Raw genomic sequence first — 19,172 nt, forward strand, 5'->3', positions numbered from 1 at the left:
CTTGGATTGGAGAGCGGCGAGGCCAAGCAAAGCTCGGGCGAAATCAGCCGCGAGAACGCGCAGCCGCGTCGCCAGCAGACGAACGAGTTTCCGAACTGATGAGATCATCAAGCTTGCATTCGTCGCGCCCGGTATACCGCCTGCCGCCTTCCTGAGCTGCGTGCCGAGATGAAATGCAGAGCGATGAGTCATTAGTCGCGCTTATGTCGCGAATTTTTACTTCCAATTTTACTTCGCAAAATCCCGCCCATAGCCTCACGCGCAACTGATCACATCCGCAGGGATCGCTGAAGATCGTTGCGGCCGCTCATTGTAACCAACGAGGGTTGCCATGCTTGACAGGGATAAGGGGAATGCCGCTGCCGGCCACGCCGGAACGAATCCGGGGGAGGCAAAAAAGCTGAGCCGCCGCACGCTGTTGAAGGGTGCCGCAGCAATTGCGGGCGCAGCCGCAGGCTCCGACGCAATTCGCGGCTTCCCGACCATCTGGGCGCAGGAGATCAAGGATATCGAGCTGCGCCATGTCGGCGTCTCCTATTCGGTGGTGAAGGCGATCGGCGACCAGGCCGCCAAGGACCTCGGCTTCAAGGTGACGATGCAGAACCTCGACACCTCCGCGTCCATCAACCGCTTCATAAGCCAGCCTAATACGGTCGACATCGCCGATCTCGAGGGCTGGCAGGCCAAGCTGGCGGCCAAGCGCGGCGTGATCCAGGGCATCGAGGTCAAGAAGATCAAGGAGTTCGACAACATCCTGCCGATCTTCACCAAAGGCGAGATCGACGGCCACAAGATCCCGCGCCAGGGCATCTCGCCCTTTGAAGCCATGTACATCGCCAAGCCCGACGCGACCGACCTCAATGACGGCGTCACCGAATGGGCGACCTTCCTGCCGCAGGTCTACAACGCCGACTCGATCGGCTATCGCCCCGATCTCGTCGGCCACGAAGTGACCGAGTGGAAGGACCTGATCGATCCCAAGTTCAAGGGCAAGGCCGCGATCCTCGACGTGCCCGCCATCGGCATCATGGACGCTGCGCTCTGCTTCGAGAGCGCCGGCCTGATCAAGTACGGCAACAAGGGCAACATGACCAAGGAGGAGATCGACTTCACCTGCAACAAGCTGATCGAGCTGAAGAAGCAGGGCCAGTTCCGCGCGACCTGGACCACCTTCGACCAGTCGGTGCAGCTGATGGCGGCGGGCGAGGTGATCATCCAGTCGATGTGGTCGCCGGCGGTGGCCGCCGTCCGCGTCAAGGAAATTCCCTGCGTCTACGCGCCCGTCAACGTCAAGAACGGCAAGGAAGGCTATCGCGGCTGGTGCAACGGCATGGGCCTGATGAAGCACCTCTCGGGCAAGAAGCTCGATGCCGCCTACGAATATCTCAACTGGTACCTCTCGGGCTGGCAGGGCGGCTTCGTCGCGCGCTACGGCTATTACAGCCCGGTGCCCTCGACCGCGAAGAAATTCCTCACCCCGGCGGAATGGGCGTTCTGGTACGAGGGCCAGCCTGCGCCGGAGGTGGTCAACGACCCCTACGGCGTCGCGATGGAGAAGGCCGGCACCAAGCGCGACGGCGGCTCGTTCCTCGACCGCGTCAAGAACATCTCCTGCTGGAACACGCTGATGGACGAGGCCGCCTACATGAACAAGCGCTGGAACGACTTCAAGGTGGCCTGAAACCTGCTTTCCCTGACGAAAGGCGCCGGCGCGGCGACGCGCCGGTGGATGAGATCGACGTCGAGGCATTCGCTGACATGCAGCCAGCTCAAAGTCCAATTCCATCGCGATCGAATCTGGCCGGCTGGCTCTACGTCTTGCCGCTGGTCTTGGTGCTCGTGCCGTTCTTCGTGGCGCCGATCCTGGTGGTGCTGGCGGCGAGCTTCTTCGCCACCGACGGCTTTGGCGGCCTGACGCCGGGCTTCACGCTGGCGAGCTACGTCGAGGTGCTGCACTCGGCGCTGACGCTGAAGCTGTATCTGGCGACGATCAAGTTCACGGTGCTGACCTGGATCTTCACCCTGATCATCGGCTTCTTCGTTGCCTATTTCCTGGTCTTCCACGTCCGCAATCAATTGCTGGCGATCGGCCTGTTCCTGCTCTGCACCGTGCCGTTCTGGACCTCGAACATCATCCGGATGATCTCGTGGATCCCGCTGCTCGGCAAGGAAGGCCTGATCAACCAGGCGCTGCTCGCACTCGACGTGATCCGCCAGCCGCTGGAAGTGCTGCTGTTCTCCGATCTTGCGGTGGTCATCGCCTATGTCCATCAGCTCACGATCTTCATGATCGTGCCGATCTTCAATTCCATGGCGCGGATCGACAAGAAGCTGATCGAGGCCGCGATCGATGCCGGCGCCAGCCGTTTCGACATCATGCGCCTGATCGTGGTGCCGATGTCCAAGAGCGGCATCGCGCTCGGCACCATCTTCGTGGTTTCGATCGTGATGGGCGATTTCTTCGTGGTCAAGGTGATGTCCGGCGGCGGCTCCGCCTCCGTGGTCAGCGCCTTCTACGAGGACGTCGGCGTGCTGCAATATCCGACCGCAGCGGCAAGCGCCGTGCTGCTGACGCTGGTGCTGGTCGCGATCGTCGCGCTGATCCTGCGCACCGTCGATATCAGGCAGGAGATCACGCGATGAGCGCGGTTCTCGCCGACATGCCGGGGACCGTGGCGCCCGCGACGACCAAAGCCATCGCGCCGAGCAAGGGTGGCCGGCCCTGGACGTTCTATGTCCTGGCAGCGCTGTTCGTGGCTTACGTGCTCGCGCTCTACGGCCCGATGTTCTGCATCTACATCCTGTCATTCCAGGACATCCGCGGCGGCCTCGTCTTCCCGATGAAGGGCCAGTCGCTGCACTGGTTCATCGATCTCTTCACCCAGGTGCGCACCGGCGATGTCAAGGGCTCGTTCGACCGCTCCATCAAGCTCGCCGTCATCGTCACCATCATCACGGTGGTGGTGTCGTTTCTCGCCGGGCTCGGTTTTCGCAAGCGCTTTCGCGGCGACACGTTCGTCTTCTACATGATGATCGGCAGCCTGGTCGCGCCCGGCCTGGTGCTCGGCCTCGGTACGGGCCTGTTGTTCCAGGCGCTCGGGCTGAATGCCAGCTGGTACACCTCGGCGCTGGGCGCGCAGCTGTCCTGGACGCTGCCGTTCGGCGTGCTGGTGATGTTCGCGGTGATGTCGCGCTTCAACCATGCGTGGGAGGAGGCGGCTTACGATCTCGGCGCCAGCCGCTGGCAATCGATCTGGCTGGTGATGATCCCGGTCCTGGCCCCCGGCCTCGTCGCGGTCGCGCTGTTCGGTTTCACGCTGTCCTATGACGAGTTCGCACGCAGCCTGCAGACCGCGGGCTCGCTGAACACCCTGCCGCTGGAAATCTGGAGCATGACGCTGAACGTCACATCGCCCTCGCTCTACGCGCTGGGCACGGTGACCACCATCGTCTCCTTCGTCGTGATCGGTGCCAGCCTCGGCACCATCGTGCTGATCCAGAAGAAGCGCGGCAGCCGGGCAAAGGGACAAGAATGAAGAACGATCGCGGCGATATCGAGCTGGCAGGCGTCTGCAAGAGTTTTGACGGCGTGACCAATGTGGTCGACGGCGTCAATCTCAAGATCGCCGATGGGGCCTATTGCTGCTTCATCGGCCCCTCCGGCTGCGGCAAGACCACGATCCTGCGCATGATCGCCGGCCATGACGACCCGACCGCGGGCGAGATCGTGATCGGCGGACAGAACGTCGTCGGGCTCGCGCCGGTGCAGCGCCGCACCGCGATGATGTTCCAGTCCTACGCGCTGTTTCCGCATCTGACGGTCCGGGAGAACATCGCCTTTGCGCTGCGCGTGCGCGGCCAGTCCAAGGCGGATCGTTTGCGCGCAGCCGATGCCATGATCGAAAAGGTCCGGCTGACGAGCTTCGCCGACCGCCTGCCGGCCCAGTTGTCCGGCGGCCAGCAGCAGCGCGTGGCGCTGGCGCGCGCGGCGATCACCGAGCCGCGCGTGCTGCTGCTCGACGAGCCGCTGTCGGCGCTCGACGAGCAGCTCCGCGTCCAGATGCGCCAGGAGCTCAGGCGGATGCAGCAGGAGCTCGGCATCACCTTCATTCACGTCACCCACACCCAGCTCGAGGCGATCGCGCTTGCGGATCTCGTCGTGGTGATGGAGCAGGGCAGGATCAAGCAGGCGGGCGCAGCGCGCGAGGTCTATGCCCATCCGCACGACCGCTATGTCGCCGAGTTCATGGGCGGCCAGAACGTGCTGTCGGGCCGAGTGGAGAAGGTCAATGGTGCGAGCTTCACGCTCGCGCAGGCGGCTCCCTCGGGCATCGAGGTGCCGCTTCAGGCCCGCCCGACCGTCAGCGTCGGCGACAAGGTCGATATCGCCGTGCGGCGCGACGACGTCGCGCTGGTGAGGCCCGGCAGGGAGCTGCCGCCGGGCTGCACCGCGTCGCTGCCGAGCCGGGTGCTCGCCATCGAATACCAGGGCTATTTCGTCAAGGTCATGCTCGACACCGTGCCGGACGACGAGTTCGTCGCCTATGTGCCGGAAAAGACCTTCTTTGCAGATCCCTTCACCGTCGGCGATGTCGTGATGGCCACGTGGGCCACCGGCAGCGCACTTCCACTCGCCTGAAGACCCGCCGCGCACAGGAGCATGACCGTGCAGATATCCTTCACCCTCAACGGACGGCCGACAAGCGTGGACGTCGAGCCGGCAACACTCGTCGCCGAGCTTCTGCGTGAGCAGCTCCATCTCACCGGCACCCATATCGGCTGCGACACCAGCCAGTGCGGCGCCTGTGTCGTGCATCTGAACGGCCTGCCGGTGAAGAGCTGCACGCTGCTCGCGCCCGCGCTCGACGGTGCGACACTGCTCACGATCGAGGGCCTGACGGGCGACCCAGGCTCGAACCAGATGCATCCGATGCAGGAGGCCTTCCGCCAGCATCACGGGCTGCAGTGCGGCTTCTGCACGCCGGGCATGCTGATGACGGCCGTCGCGCTTGCGACCGAGAAGCCGGATCTGACGGAGGCCGATGTCCGCCACGGCCTCGAAGGCAATATCTGCCGCTGCACCGGCTACCAGAACATCGTCATCTCGGTGATGGCCGGTGCTGCCGCCATGCACGCCGCCAAGGGAGAGTGACCATGGGCAATGTGATCGGCATCGGCGCCGCACCGAAACGGAAAGAGGACCAGCGTTTCCTCACCGGCCGTGGCAATTACGTCTCCGACATCAAGCGCCCCGGTATGGCCGCCGGCGTGTTTGTGCGCTCGCCGCACGGCCACGCGGTGCTGCGCGGGATCGACAAGAGTGCCGCGCTGGCATCGCCTGGGGTCATCGCGGTCCTGACCGGCGACGATGTCGCCGATGATGGGCTGGGCTCGCTGCCCTGCGGCTGGGGCATCACGGATGCCAAGGGCGTGCCGATGAAGGAGCCGCCGTTCCCGATGCTGGCGCAGGACAAGGTGCGGTTCGTCGGCGACATGGTGGCCTTCGTCATCGCGGAAACGCCGGAGCAGGCCAATGCGGCGGCCGACCTGCTGAAGGTCGACTACGAGGTGCTCCCCTCGGTGGTCGGCGTGCTGGAAGCCGTCAGGCCCGACGCGCCGCAATTGTTCGACGACGTGCCGAACAACATTTGCTGCAATTGGGAGCTCGGCGACAAGGCCGCGGTCGAGACTGCGTTCAAGAAGGCGGCGCATGTCGCAAAGCTGAGCCTCGTCAACAACCGCCTGATCGGCAACCCCATGGAGCCGCGCGCGGCCATCGCCGAATACGAGCCGGGCACGGATCGCTACACGCTGTGGACCACCAGCCAGTTCCCGCACGTCGTCCGCTTCCTGATGGGCGCGCTGGTGCTGAACATTCCCCAGCACAAGCTGCGCGTGGTCGCGCCGGATGTCGGCGGCGGCTTCGGCGTCAAGCAGTTCCATTACGGCGAGGAGGCCGTGATCACCTGGGCCGCCAAGCGCGTCAGGCGGCCGGTGAAATGGGTGGCGAGCCGCTCGGAGGGCTATGTCTCCGATCGCCACGGCCGCGACCATGTCACCGAGGCCGAGCTCGCGCTCGATGAGACCGGAAAATTCCTCGCCTTCCGCGTCAACACGCTGGCCAATATGGGCGGCTATCTCTCGACCTTCGGGCCGAACATCCCGACCAATCTCTATGGGCCGCTGCTCGGCGGCGTCTACACCACGCCGGCGATCTACTGCAACGTGAAGGTGGTCTTCACCAACACCGTTCCGGTCGACGCCTATCGTGGCGCGGGCCGGCCCGAGGCGACCTTCGTGCTGGAGCGCATCGTCGATGTCGCCGCCAGCGAGATGGGAATCGATCGGGTCGAGATCCGCCGCCGCAACATGATCCCGAAGGAGGCCTATCCGTATCAGACGCCGGTGCTGGTGCAGTACGATTCCGGCGATCCCATGGGCTGTCTCGACGGCGCGCTGGTGGCGGCCGACGTCAAGAAGTTCGGCGTGCGCAAGGCGGCGTCCGCCAGCAAGGGCAAGTTCCGTGGGCTCGGCTACTCCACCTATGTCGAGGCCTGCGGCCTTGCGCCGTCGCGCTTCGCCGGGCGGTTAGGGGCGCGCGGCGGCCTCTATGAGAGCGCCACGGTGCGGGTACACCCGACCGGCCAGGTAACGGTCATGATCGGCACGCACAATCACGGCCAGGGCCACGAGACCACCTTCGCGCAAATCGTCTCGGACAAGCTCGGCGTCGCCTTCGAGAATGTCGACATCGTGTTCGGCGATACCGACCGCGTCCAGTTCGGCATGGGCACCTATGGCTCGCGCTCGCTGGTCGTCGGCGGCGCCGCGCTGTCGAAGGCGACCGACAAGGTGATCGTCAAGGGCAAGAAGATCGCCGCGCATCTGCTCGAGGCATCCGAGGCCGATATCCAGTTCGAGGCCGGCAAGTTTTCCGTGGCCGGCACGGACCGCATCAAGACCTTCGAGGAGATCGCGGGCGCAGCCTACGTGCCGCACAATTACCCGCTCGAAGTGCTGGAGCCGGGGCTCGAGGAGCAGGCCTATTACGACCCCGTCAACTTCACCTATCCCGGCGGCTGCCACATCGCCGAGGTCGAGGTCGATCCCGAGACGGGCACGGTGACGCTGGTGAACTATACGGCGGTGGACGACGTCGGCACGGTCATCAACCCGATGATCGTCGAGGGCCAGCTGCACGGCGGCATCGTGCAGGGTGTCGGCCAGGCGCTGTTCGAGAACGCCGTCTATGACGAAGGTTCCGGCCAGTTGCTGTCGGGCTCGCTGATGGATTACTGCATGCCGCGCGCCGACCACCTGCCGATGATGAACGTTGCGACCCACTCGACGCTGTGCACGCACACGCCGATGGGCGTGAAGGGTTGCGGCGAAGTCGGCACCATCGGCTCGCCCGCCGCCGTCATCAACGCGGTGGTCGATGCGCTGTCGCATCTCGGCGTCACCCATGTCGACATGCCGGCGACTCCGAACCGGATCTGGCGCCTGCTGCAAAACGCGTCGCTGCCGGTCGCGGCGGAATAGGGAGGATAACAATGAAACCGTTTGCCTATCACCAGCCGGACCAGATCCCCGATGCGGCCAAGCTCCTGACTTCGATCGAGGACAGCAAGCTCGTCGCCGGCGGCATGACGCTGATCCCGACGCTGAAGCAGCGGCTGGCCAGTCCATCCGCGCTGGTCGATCTGTCGAAGCTCGGAAACCTCAAGGGCATCACCGACGACGGCGCCACCATCACCATCGGCGCCATGACGCCGCATGCGGTGGTGGCTGCCTCGAAGCTGGTGCAGACAAAGATCCCAGGGCTCGCAGCGCTGGCCTCGATGATCGGCGATCCCGCCGTGCGCAGTCGCGGCACCATCGGCGGCTCGGTCGCCAATAATGATCCGGCCGCGGATTATCCCGCCGGCGTGCTCGGCTTGGGGGCCACCGTCATCACCAGCAAACGCGAGATCGCGGCGGACGAGTTCTTCCTCGGCCTGTTCGAGACCGCGCTCGATCCCAGCGAGATCGTCACCGCGATCCGCTTCCCCGTGCCGGTCAAAGCGGGGTACGCGAAGTTCAAGGCCCCCGCGTCGCGTTACGCTCTGGTCGGCGTGTTCGTCGCGAAATTCGCCGACGGCGTTCGCGTCGCGGTCACTGGTGCCGGGCCCGGCGTGTTCCGCGTGCCGCCGATGGAGGCGGCGCTGTCGGGCAATTTCGATCCGTCCGCGATCGCGGCGATCAAGATCGACACCGACGGCCTCACCTCCGACATCCATGCCGAAGCCGATTACCGTGCGCATCTCGTCACGGTCATGGCCAAACGCGCCGTCGAAGCGGCGCTCAGCTAACTCTCTTAGGGTTCATGATGACTGATGGTTCCGGCCGAACGGCCTTCCCGCCGGCGCCGACTGGCCTTGGCGCGCTCTCTGCAACCGAGATCGTGGCCGGCTATCGGCGCAAGGCATTCACGCCGCGCGATGTCGTCGACGACACCATCGCCGCGCTGGAGGCGACGAACGAAGCCTGCAACGCAATCGTGACCCCGATGTACGAGCAGGCGAGGGCGGAGGCCGATCGTCTCACCAAGGAGATGCGCGCGGGCGAAGTCATGGGTCCGCTGGCCGGCGTGCCCGTCACGATCAAGGATCTCGTCTTCGTCGCAGGGGTGCCTGCCTATGCCGGCTCGCCCATGAATACGGCGTTCGTGCCCGAGGTCGATGCCGCCGTGGTGTCCGCGTTAAAAGCATCCGGCGCCATCATCACCTGCAAGACCACGACCTGCGAGTCCGGCTACAAGCTCACGGCGGACAGCCCGGTCACCGGCACCACGCGCAATCCCTGGAATCCCGGCCGCACCAGCGGCGGATCGAGCGGCGGCGCGGCGGCCGGCGTTGCCGCCGGCTGCGGCCCGATCGCGATCGGCACCGACGGCGTCGGCTCGATCCGCGTGCCGTCGTCGTTCTGCGGCGTGTTCGGCCTCAAGCCGACCTTCGGTCTCGTCCCGCGCTCGCCCGGCTTCTCGCCGCCGTCCTGGGCTTCGCTTGCGCATACCGGGCCGATCACACGTACGGTCGCAGACGCTGCGCTGACGCTGGAGATCATCGCTGCTTACGACATGCGCGATGCCGCAAGCCTTCCCGTGCCGTCCCGCCGCTTCGATATCGACGCCGCAGCGCTGAACGGCATTCGCATCGCCGCCAGCGTCGATCTCGGTTATGCCGCCGTCAGTCCCGACGTGACGGCCGCATTCGGCAGGGCGCTCGCCATTCTCGATTCCTGCGGAGCGCAGGTCACCATGGAGGGCCCCACGCTCGATCCCGGCATTCTGGAGCATACGCTGAAGCCGATCGCCTTCACCGAGCAGGCGGCGGCCGTCGCGGGCAAGAGCGCGGCCGATCTCGCCGGCTCCGAGGCCGCCTATCGCGATGTCGTCGGCGTCGGGCGGCGCTACAGCGGCACGGACTATATCGAAGCGGGCTATCGCCGCGGGCAGGCGCGCAACGCCTTCGTCAAGCTGTTCGAGCGCGTCGATGCGCTGGTGACGCCGACCGTCGCGGTGACCGCGTTCGAAGCCGGCCAGATCGGCGTCGGCACGATCGACGGCCGCGAGGTCGACCCGCATCTCGGCTGGTCGCCCTTCACCTGGCCGATCAATCTCGCCGGCCTTCCGGCCGCGACGCTGCCGTGCGGCTTCGACCGCGACGGAATGCCGATCGGGCTGCAGATCGTCGCGCCCTGGCTCGACGAGCCCACCATCTTCCGCATCGCCGCCGCCTTCGAAGCGGCACAACCCTGGGCAAAGTTCTGGCCGCAACTGGCGTTGCGCGAGCAGAGCCTTGGCGTTCGTCAGGGCGTGAGATAACGGTGCCGGCGCAGGTAGCTGACGAGAAATCTTGTGAGCATCTACGCAGCGGACTCAATATTCACCAAGACTTCTCCGGCGATGATTTCGGGATCCCCAAGATCAAGGTCGTGCATGCTTGCTTGAATGAACCCCATCACCTTCGCGTTCGCCGCATTGGCGCTTTCGCGGTCCTCGAATATCGTCACGGCGACACCAACGCCTTCGCCTCCGTCCAACACATAATATGACTTGAAACCGGGCGACTCTCTCAGGATCTGACCGACGCCGCTTTTGGCGCGGCGGGCAGCATCCGCGACTGAACGAACCTTGGTGTACTTCCGAATGAGTATGAACATCAGGCCACCCTTGCGTCTCGGTTCCTGCGCCACGCATCAAAGCATACCGGGCCGGTGCTGGACTAGGGCGTACTTATGAACCGGATCAAGAACGAAGCTCATTTTTGACCACCTCTGCGATACACTTCAGGAAAGCTCAATCGGCGCGCCGCGGCCGCTCAGCTCTTCGTCGAGCCGCAGATAATGCGCGAGATAATCGTGCAGCGCGGTTGCCGCTTTCGAGGTCGCGCCGCTCGACTTGTAGAGCAGGAGCTCGATCTTCGGCAGCGGGGGCAGGCCTTCGTTCGGCCCGATCTCGCGCATCGCCGGCACCAGCGCGCTGCGGCCGAGCACGGTGACGGCCATGCCGGCGAAGGCCGCGGCCTGCAGGCCGCCGACGCTTTCGCTGACGCAGGCGATGCGCCAGCGCAAGTTCGCGCGCTCCAGGGTGTCGATGGCGTAGTCGCGATAGATGTTGCCGGGCGGCAGGAGCGCCAGCGGAATCGGACGCTCCTGATGCGCGGCGGACTGCTCGCCGGTCATCCACACCAATTGCTCGCGCCGCACCACCTGGCCGCCGGTGAAATCGTTCATGCGGGTGACGAGCGCGATATCGACGTCGCCGCGCTTGACCAGGCCGACCAGCGGCGTCGACAGGGCGCAGTTGAGCTCGACCTGCACGCGCGGGAAGGATTTTCGGAACACGCTGAGGATCGAGGGCAGCATGAACGCCGCATAGAGGTCGGGCGTGCCGAGCACGACCTGGCCCTCGATCTCCTGCGACGCCAATTGCGAGATCAGCTCGTCATGCAACCGCAGGATGGATTTGGCGTAGGTGAGAACGGTGGTGCCGTCGTCGGTCAGCGTCAGCCTGCGGCCGCCATGCTCGAACAATTGCTTGCCGGTCAATTCCTCCAGCCGCTGCAATTGCAGCGTGATCGCCGGCTGGGTGCGGCCCAGCCGGCGCGCGGTCTCGGTGATGCTGCCGGTCTCGACCACCGAGATCAGCGACCGGAGCATGCGGATGTCGAGGCTGATGAGGTTCATGCGGCGTCCATGTCGCCCAGAATTTATGCAAGTTCCGTGCTACCGGCCGCCAAGCGGCAGTGCCCGGCGTTGCGTTCTGAACGCGCATCCCGGTCGGAGTGCATATGTGTGTGCACCTGGTCCCGCTCTAGTCCCTCGTAAGTGTGTGATAACTCCTTGGAATATCGGTGCTATCGAGGCGGTGCTCAGCTGTCAGTTGGTCGGCCCATCGCCACGGATCGCGAATGTCGTCGCCTTCAGCTTGGTCATGCCGAACTTGTCGAACAGCTTGTCATAGGTGCCATCAGTGCGGATCGAGGTGAGAGCGTCGGCGACGGCCTGGGCGAGCAGCTTGTCGCGGAAGGCGAAGGTGATGTCGGTGCCCGCGATGTCGCGAACCCAGATCTTGGCGATGCCCTTTTGCTCCAGCGAGTTTGCGGTCTCGTTGATGTTGAGCGCGGCCTCAAGCTGTCCGGCGCGCAGCGCCGCGGAGGTGGCGGTGACGGTGGTGAAGGTACGCAGCTCGACCGGCTTGAGGCCCTTGGCTTCCATCGCCGTGCTGAACTCGCGCGCCTTGCGCTCGGTGTAGGTCGCCGATTCCACACCGACCACGCGGCCGGCGAGGTCCTCGAATTTCTCCAGCTTCAGGGTGGAGGAGGGGTCGGTGTAGATGCTGATCGCCTGCTGGGCATAAGGCACGAGGTAGAGCATCTTGGAGCGCTCCTCGGTCCAGAACAGGCCGGTGTTGATGGCATCGAAGCGGCCGGAGCGCAGCGCCGGGATCATCGGCGGGAAGTCCATGCGCAGGAACACCGGCTCGACGCAGATGCGCTTGGCGATCTCGCGGGCGAGCTCGACGTTGAGGCCCTGCAGCTCGCCCTTGTCGTCGACGAATTGCTGCGGCGGCAGCGTCGGGTTGATCGACATCTGCCATTTCGGCGCCTCGATCAGGCTCGAGGCCGGCACTTTCGGCGTGCAGGTCTGCGCACCGGCGGCCTGCGTCAGGCCGGCCAGAAGGACGAGGGCGGAGAGAGTCTTGGGAAATCGCATCAAGGTACTCCTGTCAAATGGTGGGTGGCAGTTGATCGGCTTGCCGGGTCAGGATCAGCGAGATGTGGCGCGCCGCGGTCACCACCTCGTCGCGCTGGTTGAGGAGGTCGAGCGTCTCGACGACGATGCCGCGCGCGGGGTTTTTGGTCGGCCGTTTCTCGACGAAGCGGAAGCGCACCCGCAAGCGATCGCCCGCGACGATGGGGCCTTTGAACTTCACCTCGTCCCAGCCGAGCGAGGCGACCGAGGTCTCCTCGTACAGCTTCAGCTCCGACTTCAGCCCTTCCATCAGCGACAGGCCGTAAAGGCCATGGCCGATCACCGCGGGGAAGCCGCGCGAGCGCGCATAGGCGCCATCGACATGGAGCGGATGATGGTCGCGGGTGACGTCGGCGAAGGCCGCGATGTCGGCTTCCGTCACGGTGTGCATGGCGGTCTCGAACTCCGCGCCGAGCGCGATGTCCTCGTAACGGAGATTGATCGGGGCGCTCGTGTCCATGCTGGTCCCTCAGGCAACCTTGCGTGGCCGCGCCGGGAGCGCCTTGAAGCTTTGCGCGATGCCCATCGGCCCGGAGCGGAAGATGCGCGGGTCCATGTCTTTCAGCTGCGGGCTGATCCGCGGTTTGAATCCCATATGGGCGAGGATGTCCTCCTCGAGCCGCGCGCCCGGCGCGATCTCGGTCAGCGTCACGTGGCCGCTCTCCAGCTCGAACACGGCGCGCTCGGTGACGTAGCTGACATGCTGGCCGCGCTGCGCGGCAAGGGAAGCGCTGAAGCTGATCTGGCCGACTTGCGCGACGAACTTGCGGAAGGCGCCGTCGCGCCGGATCGCGAGGCGCCCGTTCTCAACGCCGATGTCGAACTTGCCGCCGGTCATGGTGCCGCTGAAGATCAGGCGCTTGGCGTTCTGGGTGATGTCGATGAAGCCGCCGGAGCCGTCGCGGCGTTCGCCGAAACGAGTGACGTTGACGTTGCCTTTTGCGTCGACCTCGGCGAAGGAGAGGAAGGCGCAGGAGAGGCCGCCGCCGTCGTAGAAGTCGAACTGATAGGCCTGATCGAGAATGACGCGCGGATTGATCGCGGTGCCGAATTCGCGGGCATGACCCGGCACGCCACCGACGACGCCGGATTCCACCGTCAGCGTGATCAGGTCGGAGATGCCTTCCTCGGCCGCGACATTGGGGATCATCGCAGAAATGCCGACGCCGAGATTGACGACGTCGCGCGGGCGCAGCTCGAAGGCGGCGCGGCGGGCGATCACCCGCCGTTCGGTGAGCGGATCGGGCGTGATCATCGCGACAGGCACCCGCGTCTCGCCGCAGCGCGCGGGGTCGTAAGTCGTGCCGTAGGTCTGCATCTGCTCGGGCTCGAGCACGACGTGGTCGATCAGGAAACCCGGGATCTTCACCATCTGCGGATGGATCGAGCCGCGCTTGACGATACGCTTGACCTGGCAGATCACGGTGCCGCCGGCATTGTGCACGGCCTGCGCGATCGAGAGATCCTCGCGCGTGGTGCCCTCGTGCTCCATGCTGATATAGCCGTCCTCGTCGGCCGAGGTGCCGCGGATGATGGCGACGTCGGGCGGGGCAGGGACGCGGTAGAGCAGCCAGGACTGGCCGTGCAGCTCGAGCAGGTCGACCAGCGGCGCGGTGGTGCGCTTGTTCATGCGCCCGCCGTCCTGGCGCGGATCCATGTAGGTGTTGAGGCCGACATGGGTGAGCACGCCCGGATGCTTGGCAGCCATGGCGCGGCAGAGCTGGCTCATCACGCCTTGCGGGAAATTATAGGCGTCGATCAGCTCGTCGCGGACGAGCCGCATGAACGGCACCTGCAGCCCGAAATTGCCGCCGATGACGCGGGCGATCAGGCCTTCATGGGCGAGATGGCAGAGGCCCTTCTCGGTCACCGCGCCGACGCCGGTGATGTTGATGAGTGTCAGATTGTGCGGGCCCTCGCCACTGATGAAGCGCTGTTCCAGCGCGTCGAGAATGGCTTCGGCAGCGCCGGTGCCGCCATTGCCGCCGACGATCAGCGTGTCGGTGTCGCGGATCAGGCCGGCGGCCTCCGCCGCTGTGATGATGCTCAGCATGCCCTCACGCGGCCTCCTTCTCGACCTGGCGGGCGATGATCAGCCGCTGGATCTGGTTGGTGCCCTCGTAGATCTGGGCGAGGCGGACGTCGCGGAAGATGCGCTCGATCCGGTACTCGCGCGAATAGCCGTTGCCGCCGTGGATCTGCAGCGCGTTAGAGACGTGCTTCATCGCCATGTCGGTCGTAAACAGCTTGGCCTGCGCCGCCTCCTTGGCGATCGGTTCGCCGGCATCGTGCAGGCGCGCGGCGTGGTGGATCAAGAGGCGCGCAGCCGCGATGTCGGTCGACATGTCCGCGAGCATGAACTGTACCGCCTGGTAGCCGATGATGGCCTGGCCGAACTGCTTGCGGTCCCTGGCATAGGCGGTGGCGTCCTCGAACGCGGCCTGCGCCATGCCGAGCGCCATCGAGGCCATCATCAGCCGGCTGAAGTTGAAGTTGCTCATGGCCATCTTGAAGGCCTGGTTCTCCGGCCCCATCACGCTGTCCGACGGCAGGCGCACGTCGGAGAAGGTGATCTGGCAGTCGTCGAGGCCGTGCATGCCGAGCAGCTCCTCGTTCTTGCCGCGGGCGATGCCGGGCAGGGCGCCGTCGACGAGAAGACAGGAGATGGCGCGGTGGCCCGCGTCCGCGCCGGTGCGTGCGAACACCATGATGCGGTCGGCGACGCCGCCGAGGGTCACCCAGGCCTTGGTGCCGTTGAGCCGCCAGCCATTGCCTTCGCGCACCGCATTGGTGCGGATGCCAGCGACGTCGGAGCCATGATCGGGCTCGGAGACGGCGGTGGCGGGAATGATGTCGCCGCTCAGGATTTTCGGGATCAGCGCCTTGTGTGCCTCGGTGCCGTGATGATCGAAGAACAGCACGGCCTCGACCGGGATCGCAAAGGCGTTGGCGACCGCGCCGGAGCAGCGCGCCAGCTCCTCCATCGCGATGCAGGCTGCCACCGCATCGAGCCCGGCGCCGCCGGCGCCCTCGCGCAGGCAGATGCCGAACAGGCCGAGATCGGCCATGCCCTTGTAGAGCGCGCGGTCGAAGCGGTCCTCGCGATCGATCGCCGCGGCGCGCGGCAGGATCTCGGCTTCAGCGAAGCGGCGGGCGGTCTCGCGCAGGGCCCTCTGGTCTTGGCTGTAGAAGCGGTCCATGGCGTGCTCCCGTCAATCGCTGGCGAGCTTGGAATCGTGGGAGACCTCGCTGCGATCGCGATCGCAGAAATAGACCGCGACATCGTCGCCCGGCACGCCATAGGCGCTGCATACGGCGCGAGTCAGCGCGATCGCGGCGGCGCGCCGCTCGGCCTCGCTGCGGCGGAAGGCGTGGACCTTGAGCAGGATGCGCTGGCCGGCGGCCTCCGCGCCGAACCTGCCGGCATGGGCGTAGTCATCCGGCGCGATGTTCAGGAAATAGAGCGTGACCGTATCGGCGGTGACCCCGAACGCCGACATCAGGCCGTCGGTCACCGACCGCGCCAGCGCGGCCTTGCGCTGGCTTGGGACTTGCGGGGCGAGCACTTCGACATAGGGCATCGATCAGACCTTCACGGATTTGGCCGCAGACGATTTGGATGAAGACGGTTTGGACTTGCCGGATTTGGCAGGAGCTGATGCGTCGATCTGGCGGCAGGAGTCGCGCTGGATCAGCCGGGCGCCGACGCGATACTCGCGGGCGCCATCGCTGCCATTGCCCTTGCTATTTCCCTTCGCATCCATGCGATGCAGCAGCCGGTCGACGGCGAGGTTGGCGAGATCGCGCGCGCCGTTGTCGACGATGCTGATCGCCGGGCGATGCCATTCGAACCACGGCATGTCCTCGTAGCAGAGCAGCGAGAGATCATCGGGAATGGCGATGTTCCGTTCCGCGGTGACGCGCAGCACGCCGAGCGTCGCCTCATGATTGGCGACGAAGATCGCGCTGGGCGGGCGGGGGAGGTCGAGCAGCTTGCGCGCGCAGGTCGCCCCGGTCTCCGGCACGTAATGGCCGGCATGAATCAACGTGTCGTCCCTGGCGATGCCGGCCTCGCGCAGCGCGCGCGCATAGCCGGACAAGCGTTCGCGGCCGGACGTGGTGTCCTGACGGCCGACGATCAGCCCGATGCGCTTGTGCCCGAGCTCGATCAGATGACGCGTGCCGAGATAAGCGCCTTGCGGATCGTCGGCGAGCACGGTCTCGAGATCGGTCGCGTCGTCGCGCCGCACCAGGCAGACGATGGGCACGTTCTTGGAGAGCGTCTCGAGTTGCGCGCCGTTCTTGCCTGTGGGCACCACGATCAAGCCGTCGATGCGGTGATCGACCAACGTAGTGAGGGTGTCGCTCTCGGCTTGCGGGTCGTCGCCGCCGATGCACAGAAGCATCTGATAGCCGAGCGCCTTCAGGCGCGCCTGCACCACTTCCGCCATCACCTGGAACGAGGCGTTGGTGAGATTGTGGACGAGGAGAGCAACGAGTCGCGACTGCCCGGTCTTCAATCCGCGCGCGATCGGGTTCGGCCGATAGCCGAGCTCGCGCGCGATGCGCACCAGGCGCTGCTGCGTACGTTCGCTGGTCAGGCCGGTTCCCGTCAACGCGCGGGAAGCGGTGCTGACTGAAACGCGGGCCGCCTGTGCCACATCTTTGAGCGTGACGCTCATCAAACCTGCCGATAGACTGCAAACGATTGCAGAAACGCTAAGAGCTTATTCTGCACGGATCAAGCTCAAAAAATGGATGGTGTTGCCCAATGCAGAGCCATTTATGCAAACGATTGCAGAAGAGCTGCCGATATTCCGCAGGCGGCGTCCGTCGTCTGAATTCACCCGAGTATCCGGCAGTGCCGCGATGAAGGCGTTCCGCGGCACCTACACCGTCATGATCACACCGTTCACGGCGGCGGGCGAAGTCGATGTCGCCGCCTTGCGTGCTTTCGTCGACTGGCAGATCGCGCAAGGCATTCACGGGCTGATCCCGCTCGGCTCGACCGGTGAGTTCCTGTCGATGGACGATGACGAGAAGGCGCTCGTCGCGGAAGTCGTCATTCGCCAGGCCGCGGGGCGCGTGCCGGTGCTGATCGGAACCGGCGCGGAGGACACGCGCGAGGTGGTGCGCCTCAGCCGACGTGCCGAAAAACTGGGCGCCGACGGCGTGATGATCATCCCGCCGTTCTATTCGACGCCGACCGACGACGAGCTCGTCCATCACTACAAGACCGTTGCCGACGCGATCGCTTTGCCGATCATGGTCTACAACAATCCGGCAACCGCCAACGTCGATCTCAAGCCGCCACTCGTGGCACGGATCGCCGAGATCGACAATTGTCTCTACATCAAGGAGTCGACACTGGAGGTGACGCGGGTGCGCGACATCATCCGCCTCTGTGGGGACAGGATGACCGTGTTCGGCGGCATCCTCGGCTTCGAGTCCTTTGTCGAGGGCGCTCAGGGCTGGGTGGCCGTGGCCTCCAACGTGGTTCCGGCGGAGATGGCGCGGATATTCAGCCTCGTCGCCGACCAGGGCGCGATCAAGGAAGCGCGCGAGCTCTATCTGAAATACCTGCCGGTGATCGAATTCGTCGGCGGCCAGGCCTATGTCGCCGGCACCAAGACGCTGCTCGGTCATATGGGCTTTGCAGCCGGCCATCCGCGTCCGCCGCGGCTGCCGCTTCCGGCCGCGCAGGATGCGGCCGCACTGGCGCTCGTCAAGCGCTTCGGTCTGGCCTGGCCGGATCCGTCAAAGCGAGCGAGCGCATGAGCGCGTCACTGCCGCGCCGCCGCAATCCGGGCCGCGATCTCCTCGCGCGCGTGCCTGATCAGGGATTGCGTCAGCCGCTGTTGCATGCGGCCGGCCGGCACGATGGCGGACACCGTCACCTCGGTCTTCGGTTTGAACGGTACGCTCCTGAGGCGGCTATAGCGCGTCGAGGACGCCGTCAACTCGTCCATGATGGTCACCCCGAGCCCTTCCTCGACGAAAAGTCCGGCGACATTCATGAAGCGCACCTCGATGGCGGGCGCGAAGTTGACCGCGCTGCGGCGAAACGCCTCTTGGATCAGGCTGCTGATGCGACTCGAGGTGCGGGCGTTGATCAGGGGCGTATCGCGCAGATCGGTCGGACTGACGAAGCTCAATTGCGCCAGCGGACCGTCGGCCGGGCAGGCGCAGACCATGTCGAGTTGGGCCAGCGGCAAATAGTCCAGCGTCGGTCGCGGATGCGGCTCCATGGCAAAGCCGATGTCGACGATGCCGGTCTCGACGTATTCGAGGAGATCGTCGAGCCGCTGGGTCTCCAGCGAAATCTCCACCCCGCCGTGATCCCGGCTGAAGCGCGCGACCACCTGCGGCAGGAGCGATTCCGACAGCTCGGAGGTGGCGACGATTCGCATCCGCCCCTTGCGGCCGGCGCGCAGATGCGCGGCCGTCTGGCTGATCAGATCCTGCATCAGGAACAGCGGCTCGGCTTCCGCGAGCAGGATCTGCGCCTCCTGCGTTGGGACCATGCGCTTGTTGACGCGGTCGAACAGCAGGAAGCCGAGCGCGGTTTCCGCGTGCTTGATGGCGTTGCTGACGGCCGGCTGCGACATGCCGAGATCCTTTGCGGCGGCAATGGTCGAACGCGTTCGCATCACGGCGCGCAGGATTTCGAGCTGTCGAAGATTCATCCGGCATGGTCCGGTCAAGAGTGAGCGATGACAGTGTGCATCATAGATTTCGGTTATCAACCTCGCTCGGAAAATAATTGATGGCGATGTTGTCGGTCGTTCAGGTGTCAGCTTACGCTTCACGCGAAGACATCGCGCGATGGACGAAGCATTCACGAATGCGAAAGCCTGAGCGCCAGCATGGTGCGA

18 protein-coding genes are annotated in these 19,172 nt (G+C 65.3%); 9 read left to right on the top strand and 9 right to left on the bottom strand.

Features of this window, described 5'->3' with window-relative positions:
- Window positions 1-331 precede the first annotated feature (331 nt).
- From BDOA9_RS18380 to BDOA9_RS18415, 8 genes are all read left to right on the top strand, one after another.
- Window positions 332-1,681, top strand: coding sequence for an ABC transporter substrate-binding protein (locus BDOA9_RS18380; RefSeq protein WP_025035428.1), 1,350 nt, complete (start codon window positions 332-334; stop codon window positions 1,679-1,681).
- A 77-nt stretch (window positions 1,682-1,758) separates the two neighbouring features.
- Window positions 1,759-2,643: an ABC transporter permease gene (locus tag BDOA9_RS18385; RefSeq protein WP_025035429.1), complete on the top strand. Its 885-nt coding sequence runs from the start codon at window positions 1,759-1,761 to the stop codon at window positions 2,641-2,643.
- On the top strand, window positions 2,640-3,536 hold the full coding sequence (locus BDOA9_RS18390; RefSeq protein WP_025035430.1) for an ABC transporter permease: 897 nt from the start codon (window positions 2,640-2,642) through the stop codon (window positions 3,534-3,536). The genes BDOA9_RS18385 and BDOA9_RS18390 overlap by 4 nt, the downstream gene beginning before the upstream one ends.
- Window positions 3,533-4,639, top strand: coding sequence for an ABC transporter ATP-binding protein (locus BDOA9_RS18395; RefSeq protein WP_025035431.1), 1,107 nt, complete (start codon window positions 3,533-3,535; stop codon window positions 4,637-4,639). The genes BDOA9_RS18390 and BDOA9_RS18395 overlap by 4 nt, the downstream gene beginning before the upstream one ends.
- Window positions 4,640-4,660: 21 nt before the next feature.
- Window positions 4,661-5,152, top strand: a complete 492-nt coding sequence (locus BDOA9_RS18400; RefSeq protein ID WP_025035432.1) for a (2Fe-2S)-binding protein — start codon at window positions 4,661-4,663, stop codon at window positions 5,150-5,152.
- Window positions 5,153-5,154: 2 nt separating this feature from the next.
- Entirely contained in the window at window positions 5,155-7,542 is a 2,388-nt protein-coding gene (locus BDOA9_RS18405; RefSeq protein ID WP_025035433.1) for a xanthine dehydrogenase family protein molybdopterin-binding subunit, read from the top strand.
- 11 nt (window positions 7,543-7,553) lie between these two features.
- Window positions 7,554-8,351, top strand: a complete 798-nt coding sequence (locus tag BDOA9_RS18410) for an FAD binding domain-containing protein (protein ID WP_025035434.1) — start codon at window positions 7,554-7,556, stop codon at window positions 8,349-8,351.
- Between the two features lie 17 nt (window positions 8,352-8,368).
- Entirely contained in the window at window positions 8,369-9,865 is a 1,497-nt protein-coding gene (locus BDOA9_RS18415) for an amidase (RefSeq protein ID WP_025035435.1), read from the top strand.
- Window positions 9,866-9,906: 41 nt separating this feature from the next.
- On the opposite strand, the gene BDOA9_RS18420 is transcribed toward BDOA9_RS18415, so the two are convergent.
- The 8 genes from BDOA9_RS18420 to BDOA9_RS18455 form a co-directional block, all read right to left on the bottom strand.
- Window positions 9,907-10,203, bottom strand: a complete 297-nt coding sequence (locus tag BDOA9_RS18420) for a hypothetical protein (RefSeq protein ID WP_025035436.1) — start codon at window positions 10,201-10,203, stop codon at window positions 9,907-9,909.
- Window positions 10,204-10,329: 126 nt separating this feature from the next.
- On the bottom strand, window positions 10,330-11,229 hold the full coding sequence (locus BDOA9_RS18425) for a LysR substrate-binding domain-containing protein (RefSeq protein ID WP_025035437.1): 900 nt from the start codon (window positions 11,227-11,229) through the stop codon (window positions 10,330-10,332).
- Window positions 11,230-11,421: 192 nt separating this feature from the next.
- The gene (locus BDOA9_RS18430; protein WP_025035438.1) at window positions 11,422-12,258 is read right to left on the bottom strand and encodes an ABC transporter substrate-binding protein; all 837 of its coding nucleotides are present in this window, start codon (window positions 12,256-12,258) and stop codon (window positions 11,422-11,424) included.
- A 13-nt stretch (window positions 12,259-12,271) separates the two neighbouring features.
- Complete coding sequence (locus BDOA9_RS18435; RefSeq protein WP_025035439.1) at window positions 12,272-12,757, bottom strand: MaoC family dehydratase; 486 nt, start codon at window positions 12,755-12,757, stop codon at window positions 12,272-12,274.
- Window positions 12,758-12,766: 9 nt separating this feature from the next.
- Complete coding sequence (locus BDOA9_RS18440; protein ID WP_025035440.1) at window positions 12,767-14,350, bottom strand: acyl CoA:acetate/3-ketoacid CoA transferase; 1,584 nt, start codon at window positions 14,348-14,350, stop codon at window positions 12,767-12,769.
- Window positions 14,351-14,354: 4 nt separating this feature from the next.
- Window positions 14,355-15,497, bottom strand: a complete 1,143-nt coding sequence (locus BDOA9_RS18445) for an acyl-CoA dehydrogenase family protein (RefSeq protein ID WP_025035441.1) — start codon at window positions 15,495-15,497, stop codon at window positions 14,355-14,357.
- 12 nt (window positions 15,498-15,509) lie between these two features.
- Window positions 15,510-15,878 carry a tautomerase family protein gene (locus tag BDOA9_RS18450; protein ID WP_025035442.1) on the bottom strand — a complete coding sequence of 123 codons (369 nt, stop codon included), beginning with the start codon at window positions 15,876-15,878 and terminating at the stop codon, window positions 15,510-15,512.
- 3 nt (window positions 15,879-15,881) lie between these two features.
- Window positions 15,882-16,979 carry a LacI family DNA-binding transcriptional regulator gene (locus BDOA9_RS18455; protein ID WP_025035443.1) on the bottom strand — a complete coding sequence of 366 codons (1,098 nt, stop codon included), beginning with the start codon at window positions 16,977-16,979 and terminating at the stop codon, window positions 15,882-15,884.
- Between the two features lie 187 nt (window positions 16,980-17,166).
- Between BDOA9_RS18455 and dapA the strand changes: the two genes are divergently transcribed.
- Complete coding sequence (dapA, locus tag BDOA9_RS18460; RefSeq protein WP_025035444.1) at window positions 17,167-18,075, top strand: 4-hydroxy-tetrahydrodipicolinate synthase; 909 nt, start codon at window positions 17,167-17,169, stop codon at window positions 18,073-18,075.
- Between the two features lie 5 nt (window positions 18,076-18,080).
- Here the strand turns inward: dapA and BDOA9_RS18465 are convergent, their stop codons facing one another.
- Complete coding sequence (locus BDOA9_RS18465; RefSeq protein ID WP_025035445.1) at window positions 18,081-18,983, bottom strand: LysR family transcriptional regulator; 903 nt, start codon at window positions 18,981-18,983, stop codon at window positions 18,081-18,083.
- Between the last annotated feature and the right edge of the window lie 189 nt (window positions 18,984-19,172).

Origin of the sequence: Bradyrhizobium sp. DOA9, from assembly GCF_000617845.2 — a bacterium.
In the GTDB taxonomy this organism is placed as follows: domain Bacteria; phylum Pseudomonadota; class Alphaproteobacteria; order Rhizobiales; family Xanthobacteraceae; genus Bradyrhizobium.